19 protein-coding genes are annotated in these 24,116 nt (G+C 55.2%); 2 read left to right on the top strand and 17 right to left on the bottom strand.

Going from position 1 to position 24,116, the window contains the following annotated elements:
- Nucleotides 1-10: 10 nt before the first annotated feature.
- The 17 genes from RHM69_RS30550 to mtnA all read right to left on the bottom strand — a co-directional run bounded on the left by RHM69_RS30550 (nucleotide 11) and on the right by mtnA (nucleotide 21,909).
- On the bottom strand, nucleotides 11-1,228 hold the full coding sequence (locus RHM69_RS30550) for an O-antigen polymerase (protein ID WP_102690740.1): 1,218 nt from the start codon (nucleotides 1,226-1,228) through the stop codon (nucleotides 11-13).
- A gap of 50 nt (nucleotides 1,229-1,278) precedes the next feature.
- Nucleotides 1,279-2,154 carry a glycosyltransferase family A protein gene (locus tag RHM69_RS30545; protein WP_256582385.1) on the bottom strand — a complete coding sequence of 292 codons (876 nt, stop codon included), beginning with the start codon at nucleotides 2,152-2,154 and terminating at the stop codon, nucleotides 1,279-1,281.
- A 37-nt stretch (nucleotides 2,155-2,191) separates the two neighbouring features.
- Complete coding sequence (locus RHM69_RS30540) at nucleotides 2,192-3,616, bottom strand: oligosaccharide flippase family protein (protein ID WP_057710879.1); 1,425 nt, start codon at nucleotides 3,614-3,616, stop codon at nucleotides 2,192-2,194.
- A 54-nt stretch (nucleotides 3,617-3,670) separates the two neighbouring features.
- Nucleotides 3,671-4,696, bottom strand: a complete 1,026-nt coding sequence (locus tag RHM69_RS30535; protein WP_082628830.1) for an NAD-dependent epimerase/dehydratase family protein — start codon at nucleotides 4,694-4,696, stop codon at nucleotides 3,671-3,673.
- Nucleotides 4,697-4,745: 49 nt separating this feature from the next.
- Complete coding sequence (gene tviB, locus RHM69_RS30530; protein WP_102666250.1) at nucleotides 4,746-6,023, bottom strand: Vi polysaccharide biosynthesis UDP-N-acetylglucosamine C-6 dehydrogenase TviB; 1,278 nt, start codon at nucleotides 6,021-6,023, stop codon at nucleotides 4,746-4,748.
- 647 nt (nucleotides 6,024-6,670) lie between these two features.
- On the bottom strand, nucleotides 6,671-8,026 hold the full coding sequence (locus RHM69_RS30525; RefSeq protein ID WP_073844210.1) for a Wzz/FepE/Etk N-terminal domain-containing protein: 1,356 nt from the start codon (nucleotides 8,024-8,026) through the stop codon (nucleotides 6,671-6,673).
- 331 nt (nucleotides 8,027-8,357) lie between these two features.
- A complete protein-coding gene (locus tag RHM69_RS30520; RefSeq protein ID WP_102666249.1) occupies nucleotides 8,358-8,588 on the bottom strand; it encodes a lipopolysaccharide assembly protein LapA domain-containing protein in 231 nt (76 codons plus the stop codon).
- 24 nt (nucleotides 8,589-8,612) lie between these two features.
- Nucleotides 8,613-8,909 (bottom strand): integration host factor subunit beta, encoded by a 297-nt coding sequence (gene ihfB, locus RHM69_RS30515; RefSeq protein ID WP_003189779.1) that lies wholly within the window; start codon nucleotides 8,907-8,909, stop codon nucleotides 8,613-8,615.
- A gap of 130 nt (nucleotides 8,910-9,039) precedes the next feature.
- Complete coding sequence (locus RHM69_RS30510) at nucleotides 9,040-9,324, bottom strand: lipoprotein (RefSeq protein WP_032874178.1); 285 nt, start codon at nucleotides 9,322-9,324, stop codon at nucleotides 9,040-9,042.
- 160 nt (nucleotides 9,325-9,484) lie between these two features.
- Nucleotides 9,485-11,170 (bottom strand): 30S ribosomal protein S1, encoded by a 1,686-nt coding sequence (gene rpsA, locus RHM69_RS30505; protein WP_003189774.1) that lies wholly within the window; start codon nucleotides 11,168-11,170, stop codon nucleotides 9,485-9,487.
- Nucleotides 11,171-11,290: 120 nt separating this feature from the next.
- Nucleotides 11,291-11,980, bottom strand: a complete 690-nt coding sequence (gene cmk / locus RHM69_RS30500) for a (d)CMP kinase (protein ID WP_003189772.1) — start codon at nucleotides 11,978-11,980, stop codon at nucleotides 11,291-11,293.
- Nucleotides 11,977-14,187 carry a bifunctional prephenate dehydrogenase/3-phosphoshikimate 1-carboxyvinyltransferase gene (locus RHM69_RS30495; RefSeq protein WP_233098553.1) on the bottom strand — a complete coding sequence of 737 codons (2,211 nt, stop codon included), beginning with the start codon at nucleotides 14,185-14,187 and terminating at the stop codon, nucleotides 11,977-11,979. Before RHM69_RS30495 ends, cmk begins: the two co-directional genes overlap by 4 nt.
- Nucleotides 14,188-14,215: 28 nt before the next feature.
- Complete coding sequence (gene hisC / locus RHM69_RS30490; RefSeq protein WP_014717619.1) at nucleotides 14,216-15,328, bottom strand: histidinol-phosphate transaminase; 1,113 nt, start codon at nucleotides 15,326-15,328, stop codon at nucleotides 14,216-14,218.
- Nucleotides 15,329-15,337: 9 nt separating this feature from the next.
- Nucleotides 15,338-16,432 (bottom strand): prephenate dehydratase, encoded by a 1,095-nt coding sequence (gene pheA, locus RHM69_RS30485; protein ID WP_003172650.1) that lies wholly within the window; start codon nucleotides 16,430-16,432, stop codon nucleotides 15,338-15,340.
- Entirely contained in the window at nucleotides 16,432-17,517 is a 1,086-nt protein-coding gene (gene serC / locus RHM69_RS30480; protein WP_102666246.1) for a 3-phosphoserine/phosphohydroxythreonine transaminase, read from the bottom strand. The genes pheA and serC overlap by 1 nt, the downstream gene beginning before the upstream one ends.
- 242 nt (nucleotides 17,518-17,759) lie before the next feature.
- Nucleotides 17,760-20,414 carry a DNA gyrase subunit A gene (gyrA, locus tag RHM69_RS30475; RefSeq protein ID WP_014717617.1) on the bottom strand — a complete coding sequence of 885 codons (2,655 nt, stop codon included), beginning with the start codon at nucleotides 20,412-20,414 and terminating at the stop codon, nucleotides 17,760-17,762.
- 424 nt (nucleotides 20,415-20,838) lie between these two features.
- Complete coding sequence (gene mtnA, locus RHM69_RS30470; protein WP_072434401.1) at nucleotides 20,839-21,909, bottom strand: S-methyl-5-thioribose-1-phosphate isomerase; 1,071 nt, start codon at nucleotides 21,907-21,909, stop codon at nucleotides 20,839-20,841.
- A 109-nt stretch (nucleotides 21,910-22,018) separates the two neighbouring features.
- Here mtnA and RHM69_RS30465 point away from each other — a divergent pair, with 109 nt between their 5' ends.
- Both RHM69_RS30465 and ubiG read left to right on the top strand, forming a co-directional pair.
- Nucleotides 22,019-23,350 carry a TRZ/ATZ family hydrolase gene (locus RHM69_RS30465; protein ID WP_019820640.1) on the top strand — a complete coding sequence of 444 codons (1,332 nt, stop codon included), beginning with the start codon at nucleotides 22,019-22,021 and terminating at the stop codon, nucleotides 23,348-23,350.
- Nucleotides 23,351-23,414: 64 nt separating this feature from the next.
- Nucleotides 23,415-24,113 (top strand): bifunctional 2-polyprenyl-6-hydroxyphenol methylase/3-demethylubiquinol 3-O-methyltransferase UbiG, encoded by a 699-nt coding sequence (gene ubiG / locus RHM69_RS30460; protein WP_003189760.1) that lies wholly within the window; start codon nucleotides 23,415-23,417, stop codon nucleotides 24,111-24,113.
- Nucleotides 24,114-24,116: the final 3 nt, after the last annotated feature.

Raw genomic sequence — 24,116 nt, 5'->3', positions numbered from 1 at the left:
ACCTTATAAATTATGAAATTGGTTTTTTTGAAAAAAACAACAACACAAAGACTACAATCACAAACACCTTCATGAAAAACCATAACGAAGGTAGAAACGTATCGGAAAACAATGATAATACAATCGCTGAATACAAGTAGGCAGAGATCACCATATAAAAGATATGGCCTTGCTTAGCCTTCAGGTAAGCATAGGTTGAAGCCGCCGAATACAGCGCAATAAAAAAAACGACACCCAACACGCCGAACCCGGGAAAAATGGAAAAATACAAGCTATAAACGTTACCCTCTAACCCATCGCCATATAAGTTAAACTCTGAGTGCATGGGTAAAGGGGTGCACAACTGAACCATGGAAAGTAAGTGGCAAACGGATATGAAGGGGTTCCAGTTTTCGAAGACTCGAACCGTCCCATCAAAATATAGCGAAAACAGAACCGGCCCTTGAAGCGCATAACCTGCAATGTGCGTCAGCATGATAGACATAACTTCGCCTACACTTTCATCTGAACTTACATCGATTTTATTTGTGGCTATAGCGCCTACAAATAAAACTACCAAAAAAAATAAACCCAAGGTCGCCATAATTTTAACGGGAAGTTTTTGATGCACCACCCGATAAATAAATACCAGGCCTAACAGCATCTGTATCAACCCTGCCCTACCACTCCCAACCAATATCAGAGCGCACCATGGAAAAGCGATTATGAGATACTTGAGCCACCCTATTCTCCGTTGAGCCAAGGCTATCGTAAATAACGGAATTATTACCAGCCCCAGCAGCAGATAGTTTGCTGTCAGCCGACCGAATACTGACTCCCCAGCAACCGACATTGCCCTTGCGGCGTATGATATCTGCTCAAAGTCAGAACCGAGTGCAGACAAATCACTATAAGCAACCGGCAAAACCAGAAGATGCATGAAGGCGAATAGCAAAAACAGATCATTAAAATTAAGTTCGCGACAAAAAAAGCCTTTATGCACGAAGCTTTTGGCAAACAGGCTTATACAAATAGACACCGCACTGAATATTGCCCCGCCCAGAATAAAAATTAGCAGAGCGTCAGACTCAACGGCATAAAAACCCAACAGAGGAGTGAAGGCTATTAAGCATAATCCGCCGCCCCAAATGGCAGGAAATATAAACGAAGGATGAAACGAATCCCTCATGGTTGCGCGCGATAAAATTGCGACCGCCAACAGAGTCAAGCCTGCTAAAAAGCTATACATACCACTTCAACCTCTTATAAGCAGTCAGCAAAATTCAAAAACCTGGTTCCTTACTTTTTCACCCGATAGGAATCAACAAAATAAAAAGCACAGCCCACAGGAAACGCACACATCATCAAGAGCGATGCTTTACAACTTGGAAATATTATTTCCATTTTGTTTGTCCTTAGGGCGAATCGTACATAATTAATAGCCGATTTGAACCTGCTAGCGATGCCCTTCAGTATCTTGAACTCTTCAAGATACACCAGACTGGCGCCACATGGATTGTTAACCCTAATTCGTACCGAGGACTGCGTGAGCCCGTCATTTCGATAAATTTTTATGCATAACTTTTCATTAACAAATCTAGCAGAATAGAAAAGTGAAACTCTATTCCAAACAATGCTTTCAGCAATAAATCGCTCACCCGCAATTATGGGGAACTCATACTGCTTCAATATTTCTGTGACATTAACGCCCCACTTATCGCCCATGGAACGGTATTGACGCTGTAGATCCGGATCAGCAATATCACATATATAATTTGGATACTCTTGACCCAATACATTACTTTCATCATCCATGCATAGAACTGAGAGCGTCGAAAACTGATCTCTCTGTGAGATGTCAATATCCTCCCAATGAAACTTCAATCGTTCCAGAGCTGTGTTAACACATCGGTCATCGGAATCGAAAACCAAAAACAAATAACCTGTTGCATGCTCGACCGCAACATTATGCGCGGCATGCTTACCTTGGTTATTCTGATAAATGTAACGGATATTCAGCTCTTTCTTTTTTATCCATTCCTCGACAAGTGCCTGCGTCCCATCAGTGGAACCATCATCAATAATCAGCCACTCAAAATCTTGAAACGTTTGCACCCTAAGCGACTCATACACCTGACTCAAAATATATGCTCTATTATAAGTCGGCGTAAACACTGTAAAATACGGCAAATTCCCCCCTAACACTCAGCAATTATTTTTTTAACAACGCAGGAACATTGGCAATCAGGTTTCTGGCGTTAAATAGTAGTAATACAGCTATATAGGCCGCACCACCCAAAATCACCTTTAACGAAAAAGACAACACCGACAACTCAAAATTGATACTGCTTACTACTGCTGCCATAACCACCACAGCAACTATAATTTGCGCCGCATTTTTATAGGGAAGACGCGGCATAGCAAATACGCGTCGCCCCAAAGCCCAGCTCAATATCAAGGAAACAAGAAAAGCGATCACCGTCGAAATCGCAGCGCCCGTAGCGCCATATTCGGCAATGAGAAAATAGTTGAAAACAACATTCACGACAGCACTCACGAAGACAATACCCATTTGTATTCGAGTGGAGTTTGACAGTTGAAATGCGTAATCGAAGTAATATGATTTTATCGTACTTAAAAACATCGCCAGCGCGATCCAAGGGATGATCACAGTAGCGCCCTCTCTAAACTTATCCCCGAGTATGGAATACGCTATATCAGGGGCGGTCAACGCCATTCCTGCCGACAATGGCACAGCCACCGCAAACACTAATGAAAAGGTCTGACGCAGTTTTAAACCCGCAGCCAGCAAGCCCTCTTTAGCCAGTGCATTTATCACCAATGGCAGGGCAGCCAAATGAACGACCGATGTCAGCATGCCGATTGAATACTGGCTCAGCTCATACGAAGCTGAATAAACGCCGACAGCCTCAACCCCCACCATGCGCTCGATGAAAAACCTATCAGACGCATCAATAACAAATATCAAGAGATAAGTAATCGTTAACGGAGCACCATAAGCGAATAATTTGCTCAGGTAATCCCTATTGATAAAAAACCAAGGCAAACCACTCCATATCCGCCTACTGATTACGCATGCGGCAATCGAACCTACTATGATTGAGGCCAATATCCCTTCTGCACCAAAGCCCAGGTAGGCCGCAACTACAGATAGAAAAAAGCCAACTGCACTTTTTACGGTGAGTACTTTCCCATAATCAAAAGGGTTTAAAGATGTATTTAAAACCTTTAGGTTAAGTTCATGCCAACCCTGGATCGCAAACAAAAAACCGACCATCCAAAATACTATTGAAAATGATGAAAACGCGCCTAGGGCCGCGCACATAAGCGACAAAACAATCACGACTACAAAAATAATAAATGAAATCGATCTCGCAGTTCCCAACAAGCGTTCTTCATCTTTTTTATCAGTTACAGCAGGAAGATACCTACCAACCCCCAAGCTCAACCACTGTAGTAACACCGCATTACCTACACCAGCAACCAAGATAGTCAGTGAGTAAACTCCATACTCAGCAGGCGTCAAAATACGCGTAAAAATCACCAAGGCCGATAGGGACAATATTGCCGGTATCAACTTTACAACCAGATAAGCGGCACCGTGTTTTGCTAGCAACTTATTGCCCCCTGTCTATGGTCCATGTATACATACATTAAAAAAAGAATAACGTTAATTCAAAAAACGTACGTACCATGGCATAGCTCTTTCGACGCCCTCAACAATGTCAAAGCGAGGCTCATACTGAAGGTGTTTTTTTATTTTGCTGATATCAGCTTGTGAATGGCGAACGTCTCCAGCTCGGAAATCCCGATACACCGGGGTCTTATCATAGTTAATCCCATTTTTTGCCAATGCGTCACGCAAAGACGTAAAAAGCATATTTAGGTCTGTTCGACCGCTGACCGCGACGTTGTAAACCTGATTGCGCGAAGCCGAGTCCGTCGTAGTGGCAGCCAGTAGGTTCGCTTGGATAGTATTTTCGATAAAACAAAAGTCCCGACTGGTTTGACCGTCACCATTGATAAAAACGTCATCGTTTTTTATCATGGAAGCCGCCCATTTGGGTATCACTGCCGCATATGCACCTTCAGGGTCCTGGCGCTTACCGAACACATTAAAATACCGAAGGCCAATAGTATCAAACCCATAACACTTGGCAAAAACGTCAGCGTACAGTTCGTTAACGTATTTGGTCACTGCGTAAGGAGACAGTGGTTTGCCAATGATGTCCTCTACCTTAGGCAGCCCTGGATGATCTCCATATGTTGAGCTACTTGCGGCGTATGTGAAGCTTTTTACTTTTGCATCCCGTGCTGCCACTAGCATATTTAGGAAACCATCAATATTCGTATTGTTGGTAGTAATCGGATCATTAAGAGAACGTGGTACCGATCCCAACGCTGCCTGATGTAAAACGTAGTCAACGCTATCGCAAGCCTTATGGCAATCTTCTAGTACTTTAATATCTCCCTGAACAAAAGAAAAGTTAGCCCACTGACCAGAGGAAACGGCACTTTTTACTTCATCCAAATTCCTCTGATGACCTGTTGCAAAGTTATCTAATCCAACGACCCGCTGATTCAAACCAAGAAGCACTTCCAGCAAATTAGAACCGATGAAACCTGCTACCCCGGTGATTAGCCAAGTTTTCGGAGATACCTGAAGCAAATCTAACAGTTGTTCATAGCGGGCCATAGTTATATACTCAAGATTAATAGTGAGGTAGCAAATAGAGACATTAGTCTTAGAGACGGATATCCGACTCTTCCGTGCTCAGCAAATACTTCAGATCGTAAAGTACATGCTTAGACTTGCCATAACTCCGAATCGACTTGGCACCTAGCTCGCGGAACTGTGTATGCGCCACAGCCAGCACGATGGCATCATACTTTTCTGTTTCGAGTTCGTAGACCGGCGTTATCCCATACTCGTGCTCAGCTTCACTGGCGTTAACCCATGGATCGTAGACATCGACTTCAATGTTGTATTCTGAAAGTTCTTTGACGATGTCAACGATGCGGGTATTGCGTAGATCCGGGCAGTTCTCCTTGAATGTCAGCCCCATGATCAATACGCGAGCGCCATCGACATGAATTCGCTCCTTGAGCATCGCCTTGACCAACTGAGAGACAACGTAGGCGCCCATACCGTCATTAAGGCGACGTCCTGCCAATATAATCTCAGGATGGTAGCCAATGGATTGGGCCTTATGCGTCAAATAGTAGGGATCGACACCGATACAATGCCCGCCTACCAGACCCGGCCGGAAAGGTAAAAAGTTCCATTTTGTACCCGCTGCCTGAAGGACAGCCTCAGTATCAATACCCATCTTATTAAAGATGATGGCCAGCTCATTGATAAGCGCAATGTTCAAATCACGCTGAGTATTCTCGATAACCTTAGCGGCTTCTGCAACTTTGATACTGCTAGCTTTATGGGTGCCCGCGACGATAATTTGATTATACAGCGCGTCCACCAAGTCAGCGATTTCCGGCGTCGAGCCAGACGTCACCTTCTTGATCGTGGTGACACGATGCTCTTTATCACCAGGATTGATTCGCTCCGGGCTGTATCCAGCATAAAAGTCAAGGTTGAATGTCAGCCCTGAGACCTTTTCAAGTACAGGAACACAATCTTCCTCAGTTGCGCCAGGGTAGACAGTCGATTCGTAAATAACCAAATCACCCTTCTTCAACACCTTGCCAATGCTTTCAGATGCTTTTATCAGCGGCGTCAAATCTGGCTGATTGTACTCATCAATCGGGGTCGGAACTGTGACAACAAAAGTGTTGCAAGCAGCCAGCTCAGCCAAGTCGCAGCTGTAGCTCAAATAGCTGGCCTGCTTGAGCTCTTCGTCGCTGACTTCGAGGGTTGAATCATGCCCCGCTTTCAACGCTTGGATACGCGGCTGGTTAATGTCAAATCCAACCACCGATCGCTGTTTGCCGAACTCTACTGCTAAGGGGAGGCCAACATAACCAAGGCCGATGATGGCGAGCTTAATATCTTCCAGTTTCTGCATAATTAAAACCTAAATGATCAAAATCCAAAATACTTACTGAAACAATTCCAGTACGAAGTTCTTCAAGCTCAAAACCCACTCAGTGAGATCGATCTGTTTCCAGATACCGTTGCCCTGTACGCTTCCAACGCTCCCTCGCTCATACTTCTTTTGAGGGTTCTCATTAACTTACATTATTCATTACATTACGTACGAAGCTTATTGCTCTTACCAATGCCTGCCCGAACCTGCCCCTGCTGACAAACAGAATCAACACTAACGTAACGCGCTCGGATCGGAACGCCATCGCTAGCGCAGGCTTCACGTACCCACTGCAGCAAAAAAAAGCACAGGACCTTGCTTGCATGGCTTTGTGCCATAAATCGTTGGATGCCTTTCAAATAAAACGGTTCCATGAAATTTGACAATCATACTACGGGATGTAAATACAAATAAGTGGTTCGTTACACTTGGCCAGCGTGATGGATCACTGTTCACAGAATCTTTCTGCTCAGGATAGAATCACCCCGAGTATTTTTCAGGCATGACCCAAAAGTAATTTGACATAGGTACATATTCCTATTTCAAAGGAGGGAAACGGGAATAAATAGCACCCACACCGCGCGTGGTATGCATGCCTGCTCAATGTGTGATAGACAAGCTCATTCCTAAGGCTGTCGGACGATGCCTTCAGAAGAGGCCTTCTTTTCGATGGCGATATCTGAAGCATTAAAAGGCACGCATTTCATGATCAGCTGGCGTTTATTTACAACCATTGTACGAATGAGGGCAAGGAGAATACCTAGCATGCCGCCAAGAATCAGACCGACCGCCAAAATGAGCGCCTTCTTAGGTTTGATAGGCCCCAGTGGCTCCAACGCCTGCTTGTCAATAGTTACCAGCTTCAAGCGACTCATATCAATATTCAAGCTGCGTAGGCGCGCCTCTTCAGCACGAAGGGGCTCCACGTTGCTTAAAAACAGATCTTCATTTTCACGACGATTCAAAACCTCAATCTGCCGGTTGGATTGCAGCAACTGAAGCTCTTTAGCGATTTGCGCGATCCGCCCCTCTGTGAAGTCATCGGATTTGCGCTGAAGGAGAGCATTTTTCTCAGCCTCTAACGCATCAACCCCCATGAAATACAAAGGAATCTGCTGATTATTAATCTCGGTATGCATCGTGCTGCCACCCCCGCTGCGATCTGCATCACCGAGTGACGACGGGGTGGCTGGTTTTTTGATACCCAGCGACTTAGCGATGCCGATTGCTTCGTTCAACAATGCAAGCCTATCACGACGAATAGTCTTAAGCTGAGCCCTCAGAGCCTTTAGCTCGTCCTGCAACTGAGCACGACGAAGCACATCACCCTCGGTCAAACTGGCAATTTTTGCCTCTTTATCAATTTCATATCCCGAGCGGACGGCCTTGAGCTTGCCTTGAATTTCATTCAGTCGGTTATTGATGATGACGCTCAGGTCCGCGCTAATCTGCCGACGCTCGGTGGCAATGGCAAACTCGATGAATTCGTTGAGGATAGTCACGCCATCTATCCCTTTAGGGTAGCTCATCTCCAGCTTGATATAGGCGCTGAGGGAGTCTAATTTCTTGGGATCTGGCAAAATCAGATTGATGGAGTTGCGATTGAACTCATCAAAACTCTGCTCCAGGGTTCTCCCTGGACGCTCGAAGGCCTTAAATAAACTTTGACGGGCTCGGAAGAAGCTTAACCGCGTATCATAAGACTCAAGAGATGCTCCGACTTTGTTCAACGCCTCACCCGCTGGGAGGACGTATACCCCAGACCGATTCAATGCATCCAGATCATTGATCGCCGCTGGACGCAAAACGCTGCTGACTTGAAATTCCGGAGTCGCCGAAAAGGCATAGATCACAGCCAGAGCGCCAACGACTAGCGTCACAGCGGCTATAAGGACTCTCTGTCGCCAGAGAGATTGAAAAAGGACCGCGAGATCAACTTCTTCGGACGAAGGTGTCGGGGGAATTCGGAAGCTACTACTCACAACAAAAACCTGCCTTCAAAGAGAAACTGCGGGCTCGTTATGCAGACCTGATGTGTATTTTTTTCTAATTGGATGACCGCCAAAACCCAGCGTCCCTGCCAAATTCTGAGCACACAAAATGACTGTTATCGAGAACAGATTCTATTCTGCCATCTCTCCGGAACATTACAAGTCTTGACATGTATGTCAGATGCTTCTGATTTTTCCGAGGGAACTGTTACGACCAACGGGGTTAAGTCGATAGGCCACCATAAAGAATTACCGGCTTCAAGCGTGATAACATTTCTGACAAACGGTCATCATTCGCTCTTAGAGCCCGCCAAGAGCAATACTAAGCAATCGCTTTACCCCGCCGCCTACGCACAACCACCCCCAACACCGGCCCAATCACCATCCCCACAATCAAAGCCACCACCACAAACACCGCCACCGGCATCTGCGCAGTACTCCACCCCAGGAATGACAGCACCACACCCTGCTGGTTCTCCAGCACAAACGCCAGAACCACCAAAGCCGCAACTACCGCAATCAACACCGCAACAACGCGCTTAACCCCACGCATACCCTTCTCCTTCCCCAAAGACACTCAGACGCCTTCTTCCTCTTCTTCGTTCACCCGATCGCGCAATTCCTTGCCCGGTTTGAAGTGGGGAACGAATTTGCCGTCGAGGCTGACGGATTGGCCGGTTTTTGGGTTGCGGCCTACGCGTGGTGCGCGGTAGTGCAGGGAGAAGCTGCCGAAGCCGCGGATTTCGATGCGATCTCCGGTGGCGAGGCATTGGGACATTTGCTCAAGCATGGTCTTGATAGCCAGCTCTACATCCTTGGATGAGAGCAGCCCTTGATGGGTGACAATTCGTTCGATCAACTCCGACTTCGTCATATTTTTCCCTTCTTTTTCAAGCAGCTAGGAAAAGCGCTCCGAAGGTTTTAGCATGAGTTGATGAATTTGAACAGCCCATGTGTCAACTTATCTGAGGCTGAATAAACACGTTCAGCAAGCAGCCAACCCCTTACTTACAGATCACCAACATGGTCCGCGTCACCGCGCCAGCAGGGTTCCAGCCGAACAGATAGTCGCCCTCTTCGTCCTCTGCATCGCTGGAGCGGGTTATGACCTTGTAGCCCTGCATCTTGCACTCACGGGCGGCGCGCTTTTCGCACTTTTCCCACTTGTTGCCCAGGCCAGAGCAGTCGACCTCGATGCCGCTGACGCCGCGCTTCGCGTGTGTCTTGGCACTGGTGGAGGAGCAGCCTGCAAGCACGAGCAAGGCGAGTATTACGATAACCCTGTTCATTCAAACCCTTATTGAGTCAGCAACGCGAAATAGCCGTTTTCAAGACTATAGTCAGTTCTGACATTGGGCTGAATGCCTTGGTTCGGTGCAGTTGCTTCATCAAATTTCAGGCACGAAAAAGGGCGACCGAAGTCGCCCTTTTTCTACAGCTTTACAGAACTTAGTTCTGCTTAGCCATTGCCTGGCGCAGCAGTGCCGCCATGGTGGTATCAGCAGCAGCTTCCGGAGCAGCTTCTTTCAAGCTCTGGATAGCTTCTTTCTCTTCCACTTCGTCTTTCGACTTGATGGAGAGCTGAATCACGCGGCTCTTGCGGTCAACGCTGATGATCTTGGCTTCTACTTCCTGGCCTTCTTTCAGAACGTTGCGCGCGTCTTCAACGCGGTCACGGCTGATTTCGGAGGCTTTCAGAGTCGCTTCGATATCGTCGGCCAGAACGATGATGGCGCCTTTGGCGTCAACTTCTTTCACAGTGCCTTTAACGATGGCGCCTTTATCGTTCTCTTGAACGTACTCGGAGAACGGATCGCTTTCCAGTTGCTTGATGCCCAGGGAGATGCGCTCGCGCTCTGGGTCAACCGACAGGATAACGGTGTCCAGCTCGTCGCCCTTCTTGAAACGACGAACAGCTTCTTCGCCAACTTCGTTCCAGGAGATGTCGGACAGGTGAACCAGGCCGTCGATGCCGCCGTCCAGACCAATGAAGATACCGAAATCGGTGATCGACTTGATGGTGCCGGAGATTTTATCGCCCTTGTTGAACTGGCCAGAGAAATCTTCCCATGGGTTAGACTTGCACTGCTTGATGCCCAGGGAGATACGACGACGCTCTTCGTCGATGTCCAGAACCATAACTTCCACTTCGTCGCCGACTTGTACGACTTTCGAAGGGTGGATGTTCTTGTTGGTCCAGTCCATTTCGGAAACGTGTACCAGGCCTTCCACGCCTTCTTCCAGCTCTGCGAAGCAGCCGTAGTCGGTCAGGTTGGTAACACGCGCGGTTACGCGGGTGCTTTCTGGGTAACGAGCTTTGATAGCAACCCATGGATCTTCGCCCAGCTGCTTCAAGCCCAGGGAAACGCGGTTACGCTCACGATCGTACTTCAGAACCTTGACATCGATCTCGTCGCCAACGTTGACGATTTCGGAAGGATGCTTGATACGCTTCCAAGCCATGTCGGTAATGTGCAGCAGGCCATCGACGCCACCCAGATCGACGAATGCGCCGTAATCGGTGAGGTTCTTGACGATACCTTTGACTTGTTGGCCTTCCTGCAGGGATTCCAGCAGAGCTTCACGCTCGGCGGAGTTCTCTGCTTCCAGCACGCTGCGACGGGAAACGACAACGTTGTTGCGCTTCTGGTCGAGCTTGATGACTTTGAATTCCAGTTCTTTGCCTTCCAGGTGCGTGGTGTCGCGCACTGGACGAACGTCGACCAAAGAACCTGGCAGGAACGCACGGATGCCGTTAACGTCGACAGTGAAGCCGCCTTTAACCTTACCGTTGATAACGCCCTTGACCACTTCTTCAGCTGCGAAGGCTGCTTCGAGAACAATCCAGCATTCAGCGCGCTTGGCTTTTTCACGGGACAGCTTGGTTTCACCGAAACCGTCTTCAACCGAGTCCAGAGCAACGTGAACTTCGTCACCGACATTGATAGTCAGGTCACCAGCATCGTTGTAGAACTGTTCCAGCGGGATCAGAGCTTCAGACTTCAGACCAGCGTGAACGGTTACCCAGCGAGCTTGGTAATCGATATCAACGATAACACCGGTGATGATGGAGCCTGCCTGAAGGTTCAGGGTTTTTAGGCTTTCTTCAAAGAGTTCCGCAAAGCTTTCGCTCATTTTAATTCCTGTTGATAAGGGCGAAGAATACGCCCATCTCCACACCCCAGACGGTGTGGGTCAGTTTCAGTTAAAAGAAGCCACCGCAGGACTATGACTGGTCCCCTGCGGCCTTCTTGATCACCCGGCGATATCGCGAATGGCGATTTCACTCATGATGCGTTCCAGCACCTGCTCGATGGACAACTCCGTGGAATCCAGCTGTATGGCGTCAGCCGCCGGCTTGAGCGGGGCTACCGCACGCTGGGTATCACGCTCATCGCGTGCACGGATCTCATCTAGCAGACTCGACAGACTAACACCATCGACTTTGCCCTTCAACTGCAAGTATCGGCGGCGTGCCCGTTCCTCGGCGCTGGCGGTCAGGAAAATCTTCAGCGGCGCCTCGGGAAACACCACCGTGCCCATGTCGCGGCCATCGGCCACCAGGCCCGGCGCCTCCTGGAATGCGCGCTGGCGCTGCAGCAGCGCCTCGCGCACGGCAGGCAGCGCGGCCACTTGGGAGGCGCCCGCGCCGATACTTTCGGTGCGAATCACATCGCTGACTTCATCACCTTCCAGAATGATGCGCTGCAACTGACCCTCGGTCGCCGCAATGAACTGCACATCCAGATGGGCGGCAAGTTTCGTCAGCAATTCTTCGTTGGTCAGGTCCACGCCATGGTTGTGCGCAGCGAACGCCAGCAGGCGATATAGCGCGCCAGAATCCAGCAGGCACCAACCCAGGCGCTTGGCCAGAATGCCAGCGATTGTGCCTTTGCCCGAGCCGCTAGGCCCGTCGATGGTAATCACCGGTGCTTTGATATTCACAATTGAGCCTCTTGGGCAACACGGATGCCGACTTGGGCACACAGTGTCAGAAAGTTCGGAAAAGACGTAGCAACATTGGCGCAGTCAAGGATACGAATAGGCGCCGTCGCCCGCAGGGAAGCCACACTGAACGCCATGGCAATCCGATGATCGCCATGGGCATGCACTTCACCGCCGCCCATCGGGCCACCGTCAATGATAAGCCCATCAGGCGTGGGTTCACACTTCACGCCCAGAGCCAACAGACCGTCGGCCATCACCTGGATGCGATCGGACTCCTTGAGGCGCAGCTCTTCGGCCCCGCGTAAAACAGTACGCCCCTGAGCGCAGGCTGCGGCAATAAACAGCACGGGAAACTCATCAATCGCCAACGGCACCAGGGCCTCTGGAATCTCGATACCCTTGAGCGCGGCAGCACGCACACGTAAATCCGCAACCGGCTCGCCGCCCACCTCACGCTGATTTTCGAGGGTGATATCAGCCCCCATCAGCCGCAGGATGTCGATCACACCGGTGCGGGTCGGGTTGATACCGACATGCTCCAGCAACAGCTCGGAGCCTTCGGCAATCGAGGCCGCCACCAGGAAAAACGCCGAAGACGAAATATCCCCCGGCACTTCAATACGCGTAGCGGTCAACCCATGCCCCGACGCCAGCGACGCCGTCGCGCCCTGCACCGCCACCGGGTAGCCAAAGCCGCGCAGCATGCGCTCGGTGTGGTCGCGGGTCGGTGCGGGCTCGGTCACCGAGGTTTTACCCTCAGCGTATAACCCCGCCAACAACAGGCAGGATTTCACCTGGGCACTGGCCATGGGCAGTACATAGTTCAAGCCTTTGAGCGATTGCCCGCCACGAATGCTCAGTGGCGGACGCCCGTCCGGCCCGGTCTCGATGATCGCGCCCATTTCACGCAGCGGCTTGGCCACGCGGTTCATCGGGCGCTTGGACAGCGAGGCATCGCCGGTCAGCACGCTGTCGAAGCACTGCGCCGCCAGTACACCGGCCAACAGGCGCATCGACGTGCCGGAATTGCCCACATAGATCGGCCCCGGCGCAGCCTTCAGGCCCTGCAGGCCGACACCGTGAATGGTCACGCGCCCATGGTGCGGGCCCTCGATCACCACGCCCATGTCGCGAAAGGCCTGCAAGGTCGCCAGGGCGTCCTCACCCTCAAGGAAGCCTTCCACCTCGGTCACACCCTCGGCCAACGAGCCCAGCATGATCGAGCGATGGGAGATCGACTTGTCACCCGGCACGCGGATGCGCCCGCTCAAGCGGCCACCCGGGCTGGCGATGAAGGTCAGATCATCGGTGTTCACTGCGGTTTCCATATAGGCCCGGCGTGCGAGAATCTTGCTGAAATGTTCACGCGCCACCCGTGCCCGGGTGAACACGCCCAGCAGTTGATGGCCGTCTCCCGCATCCACCGCGTCGCGCAAGGCGTCGAGATCACTGCGGAAGGTGTCCAGGGTGCGCAACACCGCTTCGCGATTGGCGAGGAAGATGTCGTGCCACATCACCGGATCGCTGCCGGCAATCCGCGTAAAATCGCGGAAGCCGCCGGCGGCGTAACGGAAAATCTCGAGGTTCTCGTTGCGCTTGGCCAAAGAATCCACCAAGCCAAATGCCAGCAGATGCGGCAAGTGGCTGGTGGCTGCCAACACTTCGTCGTGACGCTCGACCTGCATATGCTCCACATCCGCGCCCAGCTCGCGCCAGAGACGATCCACCACCGCCAACGCCGTGGGATCGGTTTGCGCAAGCGGCGTCAGGATGACCTTATGCCGACGAAACAACTGCGCATTGGAGGCCTCCACCCCGCTCTGCTCGGAACCCGCGATGGGATGACCCGGCACAAAGCGCGGCGGCATGCCACCAAACGCCAATCGTGCCGCGCGCACCACGTTGCCTTTGGCGCTACCCACATCGGTAAGGATCGCTTGCCCGAGGTCCATGCCCGCCAGTACCGCCAGCAACTTCTCCATGGCCAGGATCGGCACGGCAAGCTGGATCACATCCGCGCCCTGGCACGCAACGGCCAGGTCCGCCTCACAGCGGTCCACCACCCCCAACTCCACCGCCAACGTGCGCGATTGCGGGTCGAGGTCCACCCCCACCACTTCGCCACATAGCCCGCTTTCACGCAGGCCTTTGGCGAAGGAACCACCGATCAACCCCAGTCCGACCACCACCAGGCGACCGATCATAGGCACAGCAGGTTGCAATGCAGTGACATCAACCACGGGCCAGAACCTTGGCCAGCGCCTCAAGGAAGCGGCTGTTCTCAGCCGGCAAACCGATGGTGATACGCAGGTGGTTCGGCATCCCGTAGTTGGCTACCGGGCGTACGATCACACCCTCGCGCAGCAAGCCCTGGAACACCGGCGCGGCCACTTGGCCGAGGTCGACGCAGATGAAGTTGCCCTTGGACGGAATCCAGCCCAGGCCCAGCTCACGAAAGCCTTCCTGCAATTGCAGCATGCCGCTTTCGTTGAGGCGACGGCCTTCTTCCAGGTATTCGGCATCCTTCACCGCCGCACAGGCGGCCGCCAGGGCCAGGCTGTTGACGTTGAACGGCTGGCGCACGCGGTTCAGCACATCGGCCACCACAGGCGTGGACAAGCCATAACCGACCCGCAACGACGCTAGGCCATAAGCCTTGGAGAACGTACGCGACACCAGCAGGTTCGGGTAGGCCGCAAGGAAATCCAGGCCGTCGGGCAGGTCGCTGCCTTCGGCGTACTCGATGTAGGCTTCGTCCAGCACGACCAGCACATGCTGGGGCACGTCCTGCAGGAATTCGTTCAGTGCCTGCTCGTCAAACCAGGTGCCGGTCGGGTTGTTCGGGTTGGCGATAAACACCACGCGAGTCTGGGCATCGATGGCCGCCAGCATCGCCGGCAGGTCATGGCCCCAGTCCTTGGCAGGAATCACGCGGGCATCTGCCCCCACCGCCTGGGTCACAATCGGGTAGACCGCAAACGCGTGCTCGCTGAACACCGCATTCAAACCTGGCGCCAGGTAGGCACGGCCGACCAGCTCAAGGATGTCGTTGGAGCCGTTGCCCAAGGTCACTTGATTCAACTCGACCCGGCACTTGTCCGCCAGTAGCGACTTGAGGGCAAAACCGTTGCCATCGGGATAACGGGTCAGCTCGGCCAGCTCTTCACGAATCGCCGCCAACACTTTGGGGCTCGGGCCCAGCGGGTTTTCGTTACTCGCCAGTTTGACGATCTTGGACGGGTCCAGATTCAACTCGCGGGCCAACTCGTCCACAGGCTTGCCTGGAACGTAAGGCGAGAGTTGTTGCACGCCCGGCTGCGCCAGGGCGAGGAAATTGCCACTCATGTCAAAGCCTCACAAAACCGCTTTCGGGTAAGAGCCCAGCACCTTGAGTGCCACGGCTTCCTGACTGATCTTCTCCAGCACGCCCTTGACCAGCGGGTCGCGGTGATGGCCGATGAAGTCGATAAAGAACACATAGGTCCACTTACCGCTGCGCGAAGGACGAGTCTCGATGCGCGTCAGGTCAATCCCGTTATCGTGGAACGGCACCAGCAGCTCATGCAGCGCGCCGGGCTTGTTGCTCATGGAAACGATAATTGAAGTCTTGTCGTCGCCGGTGGGCGGCACTTCCTGGCTGCCGATCATCAAAAAGCGCGTGGAGTTATCCGGGCGGTCTTCGATCTTCTCAGCCAGGCGCGTCAGGCCATAGAGGCCCGCGGCCATATCGCCGGCAATCGCCGCCGAGTTCCACTCACCCTTGACCCGCTTGGCCGCTTCGGCGTTGCTGGACACCGCCACGCGCTCGACATTCGGGTAATGGGCGTCCAGCCACTTGCGGCACTGGGCCAGGGACTGGGCGTGGGAATAGATACGGCTGATGCTGTCGGTCTTGGTGTTTTCACCCACCAGCAGGTGGTGGTGGATACGCAACTCCACCTCACCGCAGATCACCATGTCGTGTTCGAGGAAGCTGTCCAGCGTGTGGTTGACCGCACCTTCGGTGGAGTTTTCCACCGGCACCACGCCAAAATTCACCGCACCGGCGGCGACTTCACGGAAAACTTCGTCGATGGCCGCCATCGGCTTGCTGATCACCGCATGGCCGAAGTGCTTCATGGCCGCTGCCTGGGTGAAGGTGCCCTCAGGGCCGAGGTAAGCCACTTTCAGTGGCTGCTCCAGCGCCAGGCACGAGGACATGATTTCACGGAACAACCGCGCCATCTCTTCGTTGCCCAACGGGCCCTTGTTGCGTTCCATCACGCGCTTGAGCACCTGGGCTTCACGCTCGGGGCGGTAGAACACCGGCACTTCGCCTTCCGCCAGCGACGCCATTTTCACCCGGGCTACTTCCTGGGCGCAGCGCGCACGCTCACTGATCAGCTCCAGGACCTTCTCGTCCAGGCTGTCAATGCGTACGCGCAGGGCCTTGAGTTCTTGCTCAGACATTAGCCGTGTTCCTTCTCGAACTCTGCCATGTAGGCAACCAGCGCATTGATGGCGCGGATGTCGACGGCGTTATAAATGGAGGCGCGCATGCCACCCACCGAGCGGTGGCCCTTGAGGTTCAGCAGGCCGCGTTCGTCGGCGCCAGCCAGGAACGGCTTGTCCAGGCGGTCGTCCGCCAGGCGGAACGGCACGTTCATCCACGAGCGGTCGGTGAGGTTGATCGGGTTGCTGTACAGGCCGCTGGCGTCGATGAAGTCGTACAGGGTGCGCTTCTTCTCTTCGTTCAACTTACCCATGGCCGCCACACCACCCTGCTCCTTGAGCCATTCGAACACCAGGCCCGACAGGTACCAGGCAAACGCCGGCGGGGTGTTGTACATCGAGCCGTTATCGGCCGCGACCTTATAGTTGAGCATAGTGGGGCACAGGGAACGGGCGCGGCCCAGCAGGTCTTCGCGGATGATATTGACCAGGATGCCGCTTGGGCCGATGTTCTTTTGCGCGCCGGCGTAGATCATGCCGTATTTGGACACATCGATCGGACGCGAGAGGATGTCCGAGGACATGTCGCACACCAGCGGAACGTCACCTACTTGCGGCACCCAATCAAATTCCAGGCCACCGATGGTTTCGTTCGCGACGTAGTGAACGTAGGCCGCGTCTTTGGACAGCTTCCACTCGTTCTGACCGGGAATGGCGAAGTAGTCGTAGGGCTTGGCGGTGCCTGCCACGTTGACATGGCCGTAGCGCGAGGCTTCTTCGATAGCCTTCTGACCCCAGATACCGGTGTCGATATAGTCGGCAGTCCCGCCTTCTGGCAGCAGGTTCAGCGGTAACTGGGCGAACTGCTGGCTCGCACCACCTTGCAGGAACAGCACTTTGTAATGGGATGGGATGTCCAGCAAGTCTCGCAGGTCCTGCTCGGCCTTGTTGGCGATGGACACGAACTCATCGCTGCGATGGCTCATTTCCATCACGGAGAGGCCTTTTCCATGCCAGTCGAGGAGTTCACCCTGCGCACGCTGCAGGACTGCTTCAGGAAGCGCCGCGGGACCGGCACAGAAGTTATAGGCTCTCTTGCTCACATCCAATCTCACTCTGATCTGGTGGGGCTGCAATCATGTCAGCAACGCCCTCATTCTGGAGCGGACATCTGTGGGAGCTGGCTTTCCTGCGATAGCAGCGCCGCGGTATCACTGAATGACCGAGGCGCCTGCATCGCAGGCAAGCCAGCTCCCACATGGACCGCGTCCAGGCAAAGGGCGCTGTGTTTCATAGGGGACAAACAACAAGGGGGCGAATCTTCATCCGCCCCCTGTGTGTCCGCTTATTCCTGCGGTTCTTCTTCGTCTGCGGCAGCGTCGAGGGTTGGCTCGTCAACGTTGTCATCGCCAGCTGCGATAACCTCGCCTTCGAATTCCTCACCTTCGAGCTCTTCGCCTTCGACTTCCGAAGGCTCCTGCACACGCTCCAGGCCGACCAGCTTTTCGTCCTTGGCCAGCTTGATCAGGGTCACGCCCTGGGTGTTACGGCCCAGGCTCGACACTTCCGCCACACGGGTACGCACCAGGGTGCCCTGGTCGGAAATCAGCATGATCTCCTCGCCGTCGAGCACCTGCACCGCGCCGACGAGACGGCCGTTGCGGTCGTTGCTGACCATGGCGATCACGCCCTGGCCGCCACGCTTGTACTCCGGGAACTCGCTGATGGCGGTGCGCTTGCCATAACCACGCTCGGAAGCGGTGAGGATCTGGCTGCCTTCTTCCGGGATCAGCATCGAAATCAGCTTCTGCCCTTCCGGCAGGCGCATGCCGCGTACACCGCGGGCGGTACGGCCCATGGCGCGCACGTCGGATTCCTTGAAGCGCGTAACCTTGCCGCCATCGGAGAACAGCATGACTTCGCGCTCGCCATCGGTGATGGCTGCGGAAATCAGCACGTCGCCTTCGTCCAGTTCCAAGGCGATCAGGCCCACGCTGCGTTGACGGCTGAAGGATTCCAGCGGGGTCTTCTTCACGGTGCCTTTGGCGGTGGCCATGAAGATGAAGTGACCTTCGGTGTATTCCTCGACCGGCAGCATGGTGGTGATGTATTCGTCACTGTCCAGCGGCAGCAGGTTGACCAACGGACGACCACGGGCAGCGCGGGAGGCCTCCGGGATTTCGTAGGTCTTGAGCCAGTACACCTTGCCTTTGCTGGAGAACAGCAGCAGCGTGGTGTGGCTGTTGGCGACCAGCAGGTGAGCGATGTAGTCCTCATCCTTCACGCCGGTAGCCGATTTACCTTTACCGCCACGACGCTGGGCCTGGTAGGCCGCCAACGGTTGGGTCTTGGCATAGCCACCGTGGGAGATGGTCACCACGCGCTCTTCTTCCGGGATCATGTCACCCAGGGTCAGGTCCAGGCGCGCATCGAGGATTTCGGTGCGGCGCACGTCGCCGTATTCGGCGCGGATCACTTCCAGTTCTTCGCGGATCACTTCCATCAGGCGCACGGCGCTGCTGAGGATGCGGATCAACTCGCCGATCTGGTTGAGGATCTCCTGGTACTCGGCCAGCAGCTTCTCGTGTTCAAGGCCGGTGAGGCGGTGCAGACGCAGTTCCAGGATGGCCTGAGCCTGCTCTGGGGACAGGAAGTACTTGCCTTCACGCAGACCGTATTGCGGGTCCAGGGTCTCCGGGCGGCACGAGTCGGCGCCAGCGCGCTCAACCATCGCGACCACGGCGCTGGATTCCCAAGGCGTGCTGATCAGCGCTTCCTTGGCTTCCGACGGGGTTGGCGAGGCCTTGATCAGGGCGATCACCGGGTCGATGTTCGACAGCGCAACCGCCTGGCCTTCCAGGATATGGCCACGCTCACGGGCCTTGCGCAGTTCGAACACGGTGCGGCGGGTGACCACTTCGCGACGGTGACGTACGAAGGCTTCCAGCAGGTCCTTGAGGTTCAGGATGCGCGGGCGGCCGTCGATCAGGGCAACCACGTTGATACCAAACACGCTTTGCAGCTGGGTCTGGGCGTAGAGGTTGTTGAGGATCACCTCCGGCACTTCGCCGCGGCGCAGCTCGATGACCACGCGCATGCCGTCTTTGTCGGACTCGTCGCGCAGCTCGGTGATGCCTTCCAGCTTCTTCTCTTTAACCAGCTCGGCGATCTTCTCGATCAGGCGTGCCTTGTTCAACTGGTAAGGGAGTTCGGTGATGACGATCTGCTGGCGGCCACCGACCTTGTCGATGTCTTCGATGATCGAGCGGGCGCGCATGTAAATGCGCCCACGGCCGGTGCGGTAGGCTTCGATGATGCCGGCGCGACCGTTGATGATCGCGGCGGTCGGGAAGTCCGGGCCGGGAATGTATTGCATCAGCTCATCGACGGTCAGCTCAGGGTTGTCGATAAGGGCCAGGCAACCGTCGATGACTTCACCGAGGTTGTGCGGCGGGATGTTGGTGGCCATGCCCACGGCGATACCGCTGGAACCGTTGACCAGCAGGTTGGGAATCCTGGTGGGCATGACAGCCGGGATCATTTCGGTGCCGTCGTAGTTCGGCACCCAGTCCACGGTTTCTTTATGCAGGTCGGCCAGTAGCTCGTGCGCCAGCTTGGTCATGCGCACTTCGGTGTATCGCATGGCCGCGGCGTTGTCGCCGTCCACCGAACCGAAGTTACCCTGGCCGTCTACCAGCAGGTAGCGCAGGGAAAACGGCTGCGCCATCCGAACGATGGTGTCGTACACCGCAGTGTCGCCGTGAGGGTGATACTTACCGATCACGTCACCGACAACACGGGCAGATTTCTTGTACGGCTTGTTCCAGTCGTTACCCAGCTCGCTCATCGCGAACAGCACACGCCGGTGCACGGGCTTCAAGCCATCGCGCGCATCAGGCAGTGCCCGACCGACAATTACGCTCATCGCGTAGTCGAGGTAGGACTGTTTCAGCTCGTCTTCGATATTGACCGGGAGGATTTCTTTGGCCAGTTCGCCCATGAGAAGCCTGATTCCTTTTTCGGGTGAAACCTCGTCACATCCATTCGGGACGAACGAAGCTCGCCGCTGCCGGCACGGTGCCTGACAACGACTTACGACAAATCAACGAGTTATGACACGGATCTGCACGTTATAGGCCACCCCTCGGGGCAGCCCTGGAAACCGCCGGATGTTATCACAATCGCCGCCACGCACCTATCCCCCTGATGCGCATGGAGGCTAGTAATTTGACGGATGACAGGCTTGAAGGGGACGAGAGGGGCTCAGAGGCGCGATGGTGCTTTTTTGCGAGGGTGGAATGCAGACGTTTTATTGACTTCAAGGGCCAATCGCAGGCAAGCCAGCTCCCACCTTTGATGTGTGAACACGGTTGAAGGTGGGAGCTGGCTTGCCTGCGATAGAGCCCCCACAGCCACCGACACCCTCAATGCAGGCGCTTACGACACATCAACTTGGCCAGTTTGGCAGTGTCTGGCCGCTCGACAATGCCTTTTTCGGTGACGATCACGTCGATCAGGTCCGCAGGGGTCACATCAAACACAGGGTTAAACGCCGCGATATCCAACCGCTGCCCATCCACCTCAAGCAACTCACCCATATCGCGCTGCTCCAGCGCAACATCCTCCCCCGTAGCCATCATCAAATCCAGGGTCGAACTCGACGCCACCACCATAAAGCGCACGCCATGGTGCATGGCACACACGGCCAACTGATAAGTGCCGATCTTACTGATCACATCGCCATTGGCCGCAATACAGTCAGCCCCCACCACCACCCAGGTCACGCCTTTGGTCTTGAGGATATGTGCCCCGGCGGAGTCGGCATTCACCGCCACCGGGATGCCCTGGCCCGCCAACTCCCACGCTGTAAGACGGGAGCCTTGCAGCCACGGGCGGGTTTCATTGACATAGACCTGCTCGACCAGCCCCTCCAGATACGCGGCATGAATCACCCCGAGGGCTGTACCAACGCCGCCGGAGGCCAACGCGCCGGCGTTGCCATGGGTGAGGATCGCCTGGGCATTGCCCTGGTGCTTGCGAATCCGCTCCATGCCCAACTGGGCCATGACCACATTGGCCTCCCGGTCGCTCTCATGGATCGCGACGGCTTCGGCTTCCAGCGCCACCAGCGGGTCGGCGTGCTGCTTGAGGCGGTCGAGGCGGTCGCGCATGCGCTGCAAGGCCCAGAACAGGTTCGATGCGGTCGGTCGGGTATGGGCCAGCAAGCCGTAGTCTTCTTCCCATGCAGCCTGCCAGTCACCACCCTCGGCGATACGCTCGCGGGCGGCCAGGACCAAGCCATAGGCGGCGCAGATGCCGATAGCCGGCGCGCCCCGCACCACCATGGTGCGAATGGCGTCGGCCACCGACTCAACGGTACTGCAGGCCACCCAGTGCGTCCGGGACGGCAAAACGCGCTGATCGAGCAGGTGCAGCGCGCCATCACGCCATTCGATGGCCTTCACTTTGTCTGCAGCCAACAGTCGGTCGCGCATCCCTTACCCCGCACTCATGAACAAAAGCCGCCGATTATAGCGATCCGCCAGCCAGGACGCTCGGGTATACTTCGCCCTTCTTTTATAGCTGCCTGGGAAGAAGCCTGCGATGACCTCCACTGCCGCCCCGCTCGACTTGTTGCTGCTGCCGACCTGGCTGGTACCCGTCGAGCCAGCTGGCGTGGTGCTCAAGGAGCACGGCCTGGGTATCCGCGATGGCTGCATTGCCTTTATCGGGCCACGGGACGCGGCGTTGAAGCTCGCGGCGCAAGAGGTGCGTGAACTGCCCGGCATGCTGCTCAGCCCCGGCCTGGTCAATGCCCACGGCCATGCCGCCATGACCCTGTTCCGCGGCTTGGCCGACGATTTGCCACTGATGACCTGGCTGGAAAAACACATCTGGCCCGCCGAAGCCAAGTGGGTCGATGAAGCGTTCGTGCGCGACGGCACCAACCTGGCCATTGCCGAGCAGATCAAGGGCGGCATCAGCTGCTTCTCGGACATGTATTTCTACCCCAAGGTCGCCAGTGACTGCGTGCACAACAGCGGTATGCGTGCGCAGATCGCGCTGCCGATCCTCGACTTCCCGATCCCCGGCGCCAGCAGTGCCGACGAGGCGATCCGCCAGGGTATCGAGTTGTTCGGCGACCTCAAGCACCACCCGCGCATCAAAATCACCTTCGGCCCCCACGCCCCGTACACCGTGTGCGATGCCAACCTGGAAAAAATCCGGGTGATCGCCGAAGAGCTGGACGCCGCGATCCATATGCACGTTCACGAAACCGCCTTTGAAGTGCAGCAAGCCATCGAGCAGACCGGCGAGCGGCCATTGGCGCGCCTGGCTCGCCTTGGCTTGCTGGGCCCGCGCTTTCAGGCCGTGCACATGACCCAAATCAGCGAAGACGACCTGGCTTTACTGGTAGAAAGCAACACCAGCGTCATTCACTGCCCGGAATCGAACCTGAAACTGGCCAGCGGCTTTTGCCCGGTGGAGCGCTTGTGGCAGGCTGGCGTCAACGTGGCCATCGGCACCGACGGCGCCGCCAGCAACAATGACCTGGATCTGCTTGGCGAAACCCGCACGGCGGCGATGCTGGCCAAGGCCGTGGCCGGTTCGGCCACTGCGCTGGATGCCCACCGCGCCTTGCGCATGGCCACACTCAACGGCGCCAGGGCGATGGGCCTGGACAGCCAGATTGGCTCCCTGGAAGTCGGCAAGGCGGCAGACATCGTCGCTTTTGATCTTTCCGGGCTGGCGCAACAACCGATCTACGATCCGGTCTCACAGCTTATATATGCCACCGGGCGCGATTGCGTGAAACACCTTTGGGTTGCCGGCAAGCCATTGCTCGACGACCGGCAATTGACCCGCATGGATGAACAACAGTTGACCGCCACGGCCATTGCCTGGGGCCAACGCATCAGCGGGCACAGCGAATAACGACGCGGCTGAAGCCTTGGGTTCAGCCGCGACACACCGACTTATCAGATTCAGAGGATTCACCATGAGCAACGTCGACCACGCCGAAATCGCCAAGTTTGAAGCCCTTGCCCATCGCTGGTGGGACCGCGAGAGCGAATTCAAGCCCTTGCACGACATCAACCCACTGCGGGTCAATTGGATTGACGAGCGCGTCAACCTGGCCGGCAAGAAAGTGCTGGACGTCGGTTGCGGCGGCGGCATCCTCAGCGAAGCCATGGCCCAGCGCGGCGCCACCGTCATGGGCATCGACATGGGCGAAGCGCCGCTGGCCGTAGCCCAGTTGCACCAGCTCGAATCTGGCGTGAGCGTGGAATACCGCCAGATCACTGCCGAAGCCCTGGCCGAGGAAATGCCCGAGCAGTTCGACGTGGTCACCTGCCTGGAAATGCTCGAACACGTGCCAGACCCGTCCTCGGTGATCCGTGCGTGCTTCCGTATGGTCAAGCCCGGCGGCCAGGTGTTCTTCTCCACCATCAACCGCAACCCCAAGGCGTACCTGTTCGCGATCATTGGCGCTGAATACATCATGAAGCTGCTGCCGCGCGGCACCCATGATTTCAAGAAATTCATCCGCCCTTCCGAGCTGGGTGCGTGGAGCCGCCAAGCCGGGCTGACCGTCAAGGACATCATCGGCCTGACCTACAACCCGCTGACCAAGCACTACAAGCTGGCCAACGATGTTGACGTCAACTACATGATCCAGACCCTGCGCGAGGAGTAAGCC

Origin of the sequence: Pseudomonas sp. CCI1.1 (assembly GCF_034348165.1) — a bacterium.
Lineage (GTDB): Bacteria > Pseudomonadota > Gammaproteobacteria > Pseudomonadales > Pseudomonadaceae > Aquipseudomonas > Aquipseudomonas paracarnis.
The sequence above is the reverse complement of the archived record's forward strand: the minus strand, read 5'-3'. Positions and strand labels throughout refer to the sequence as shown.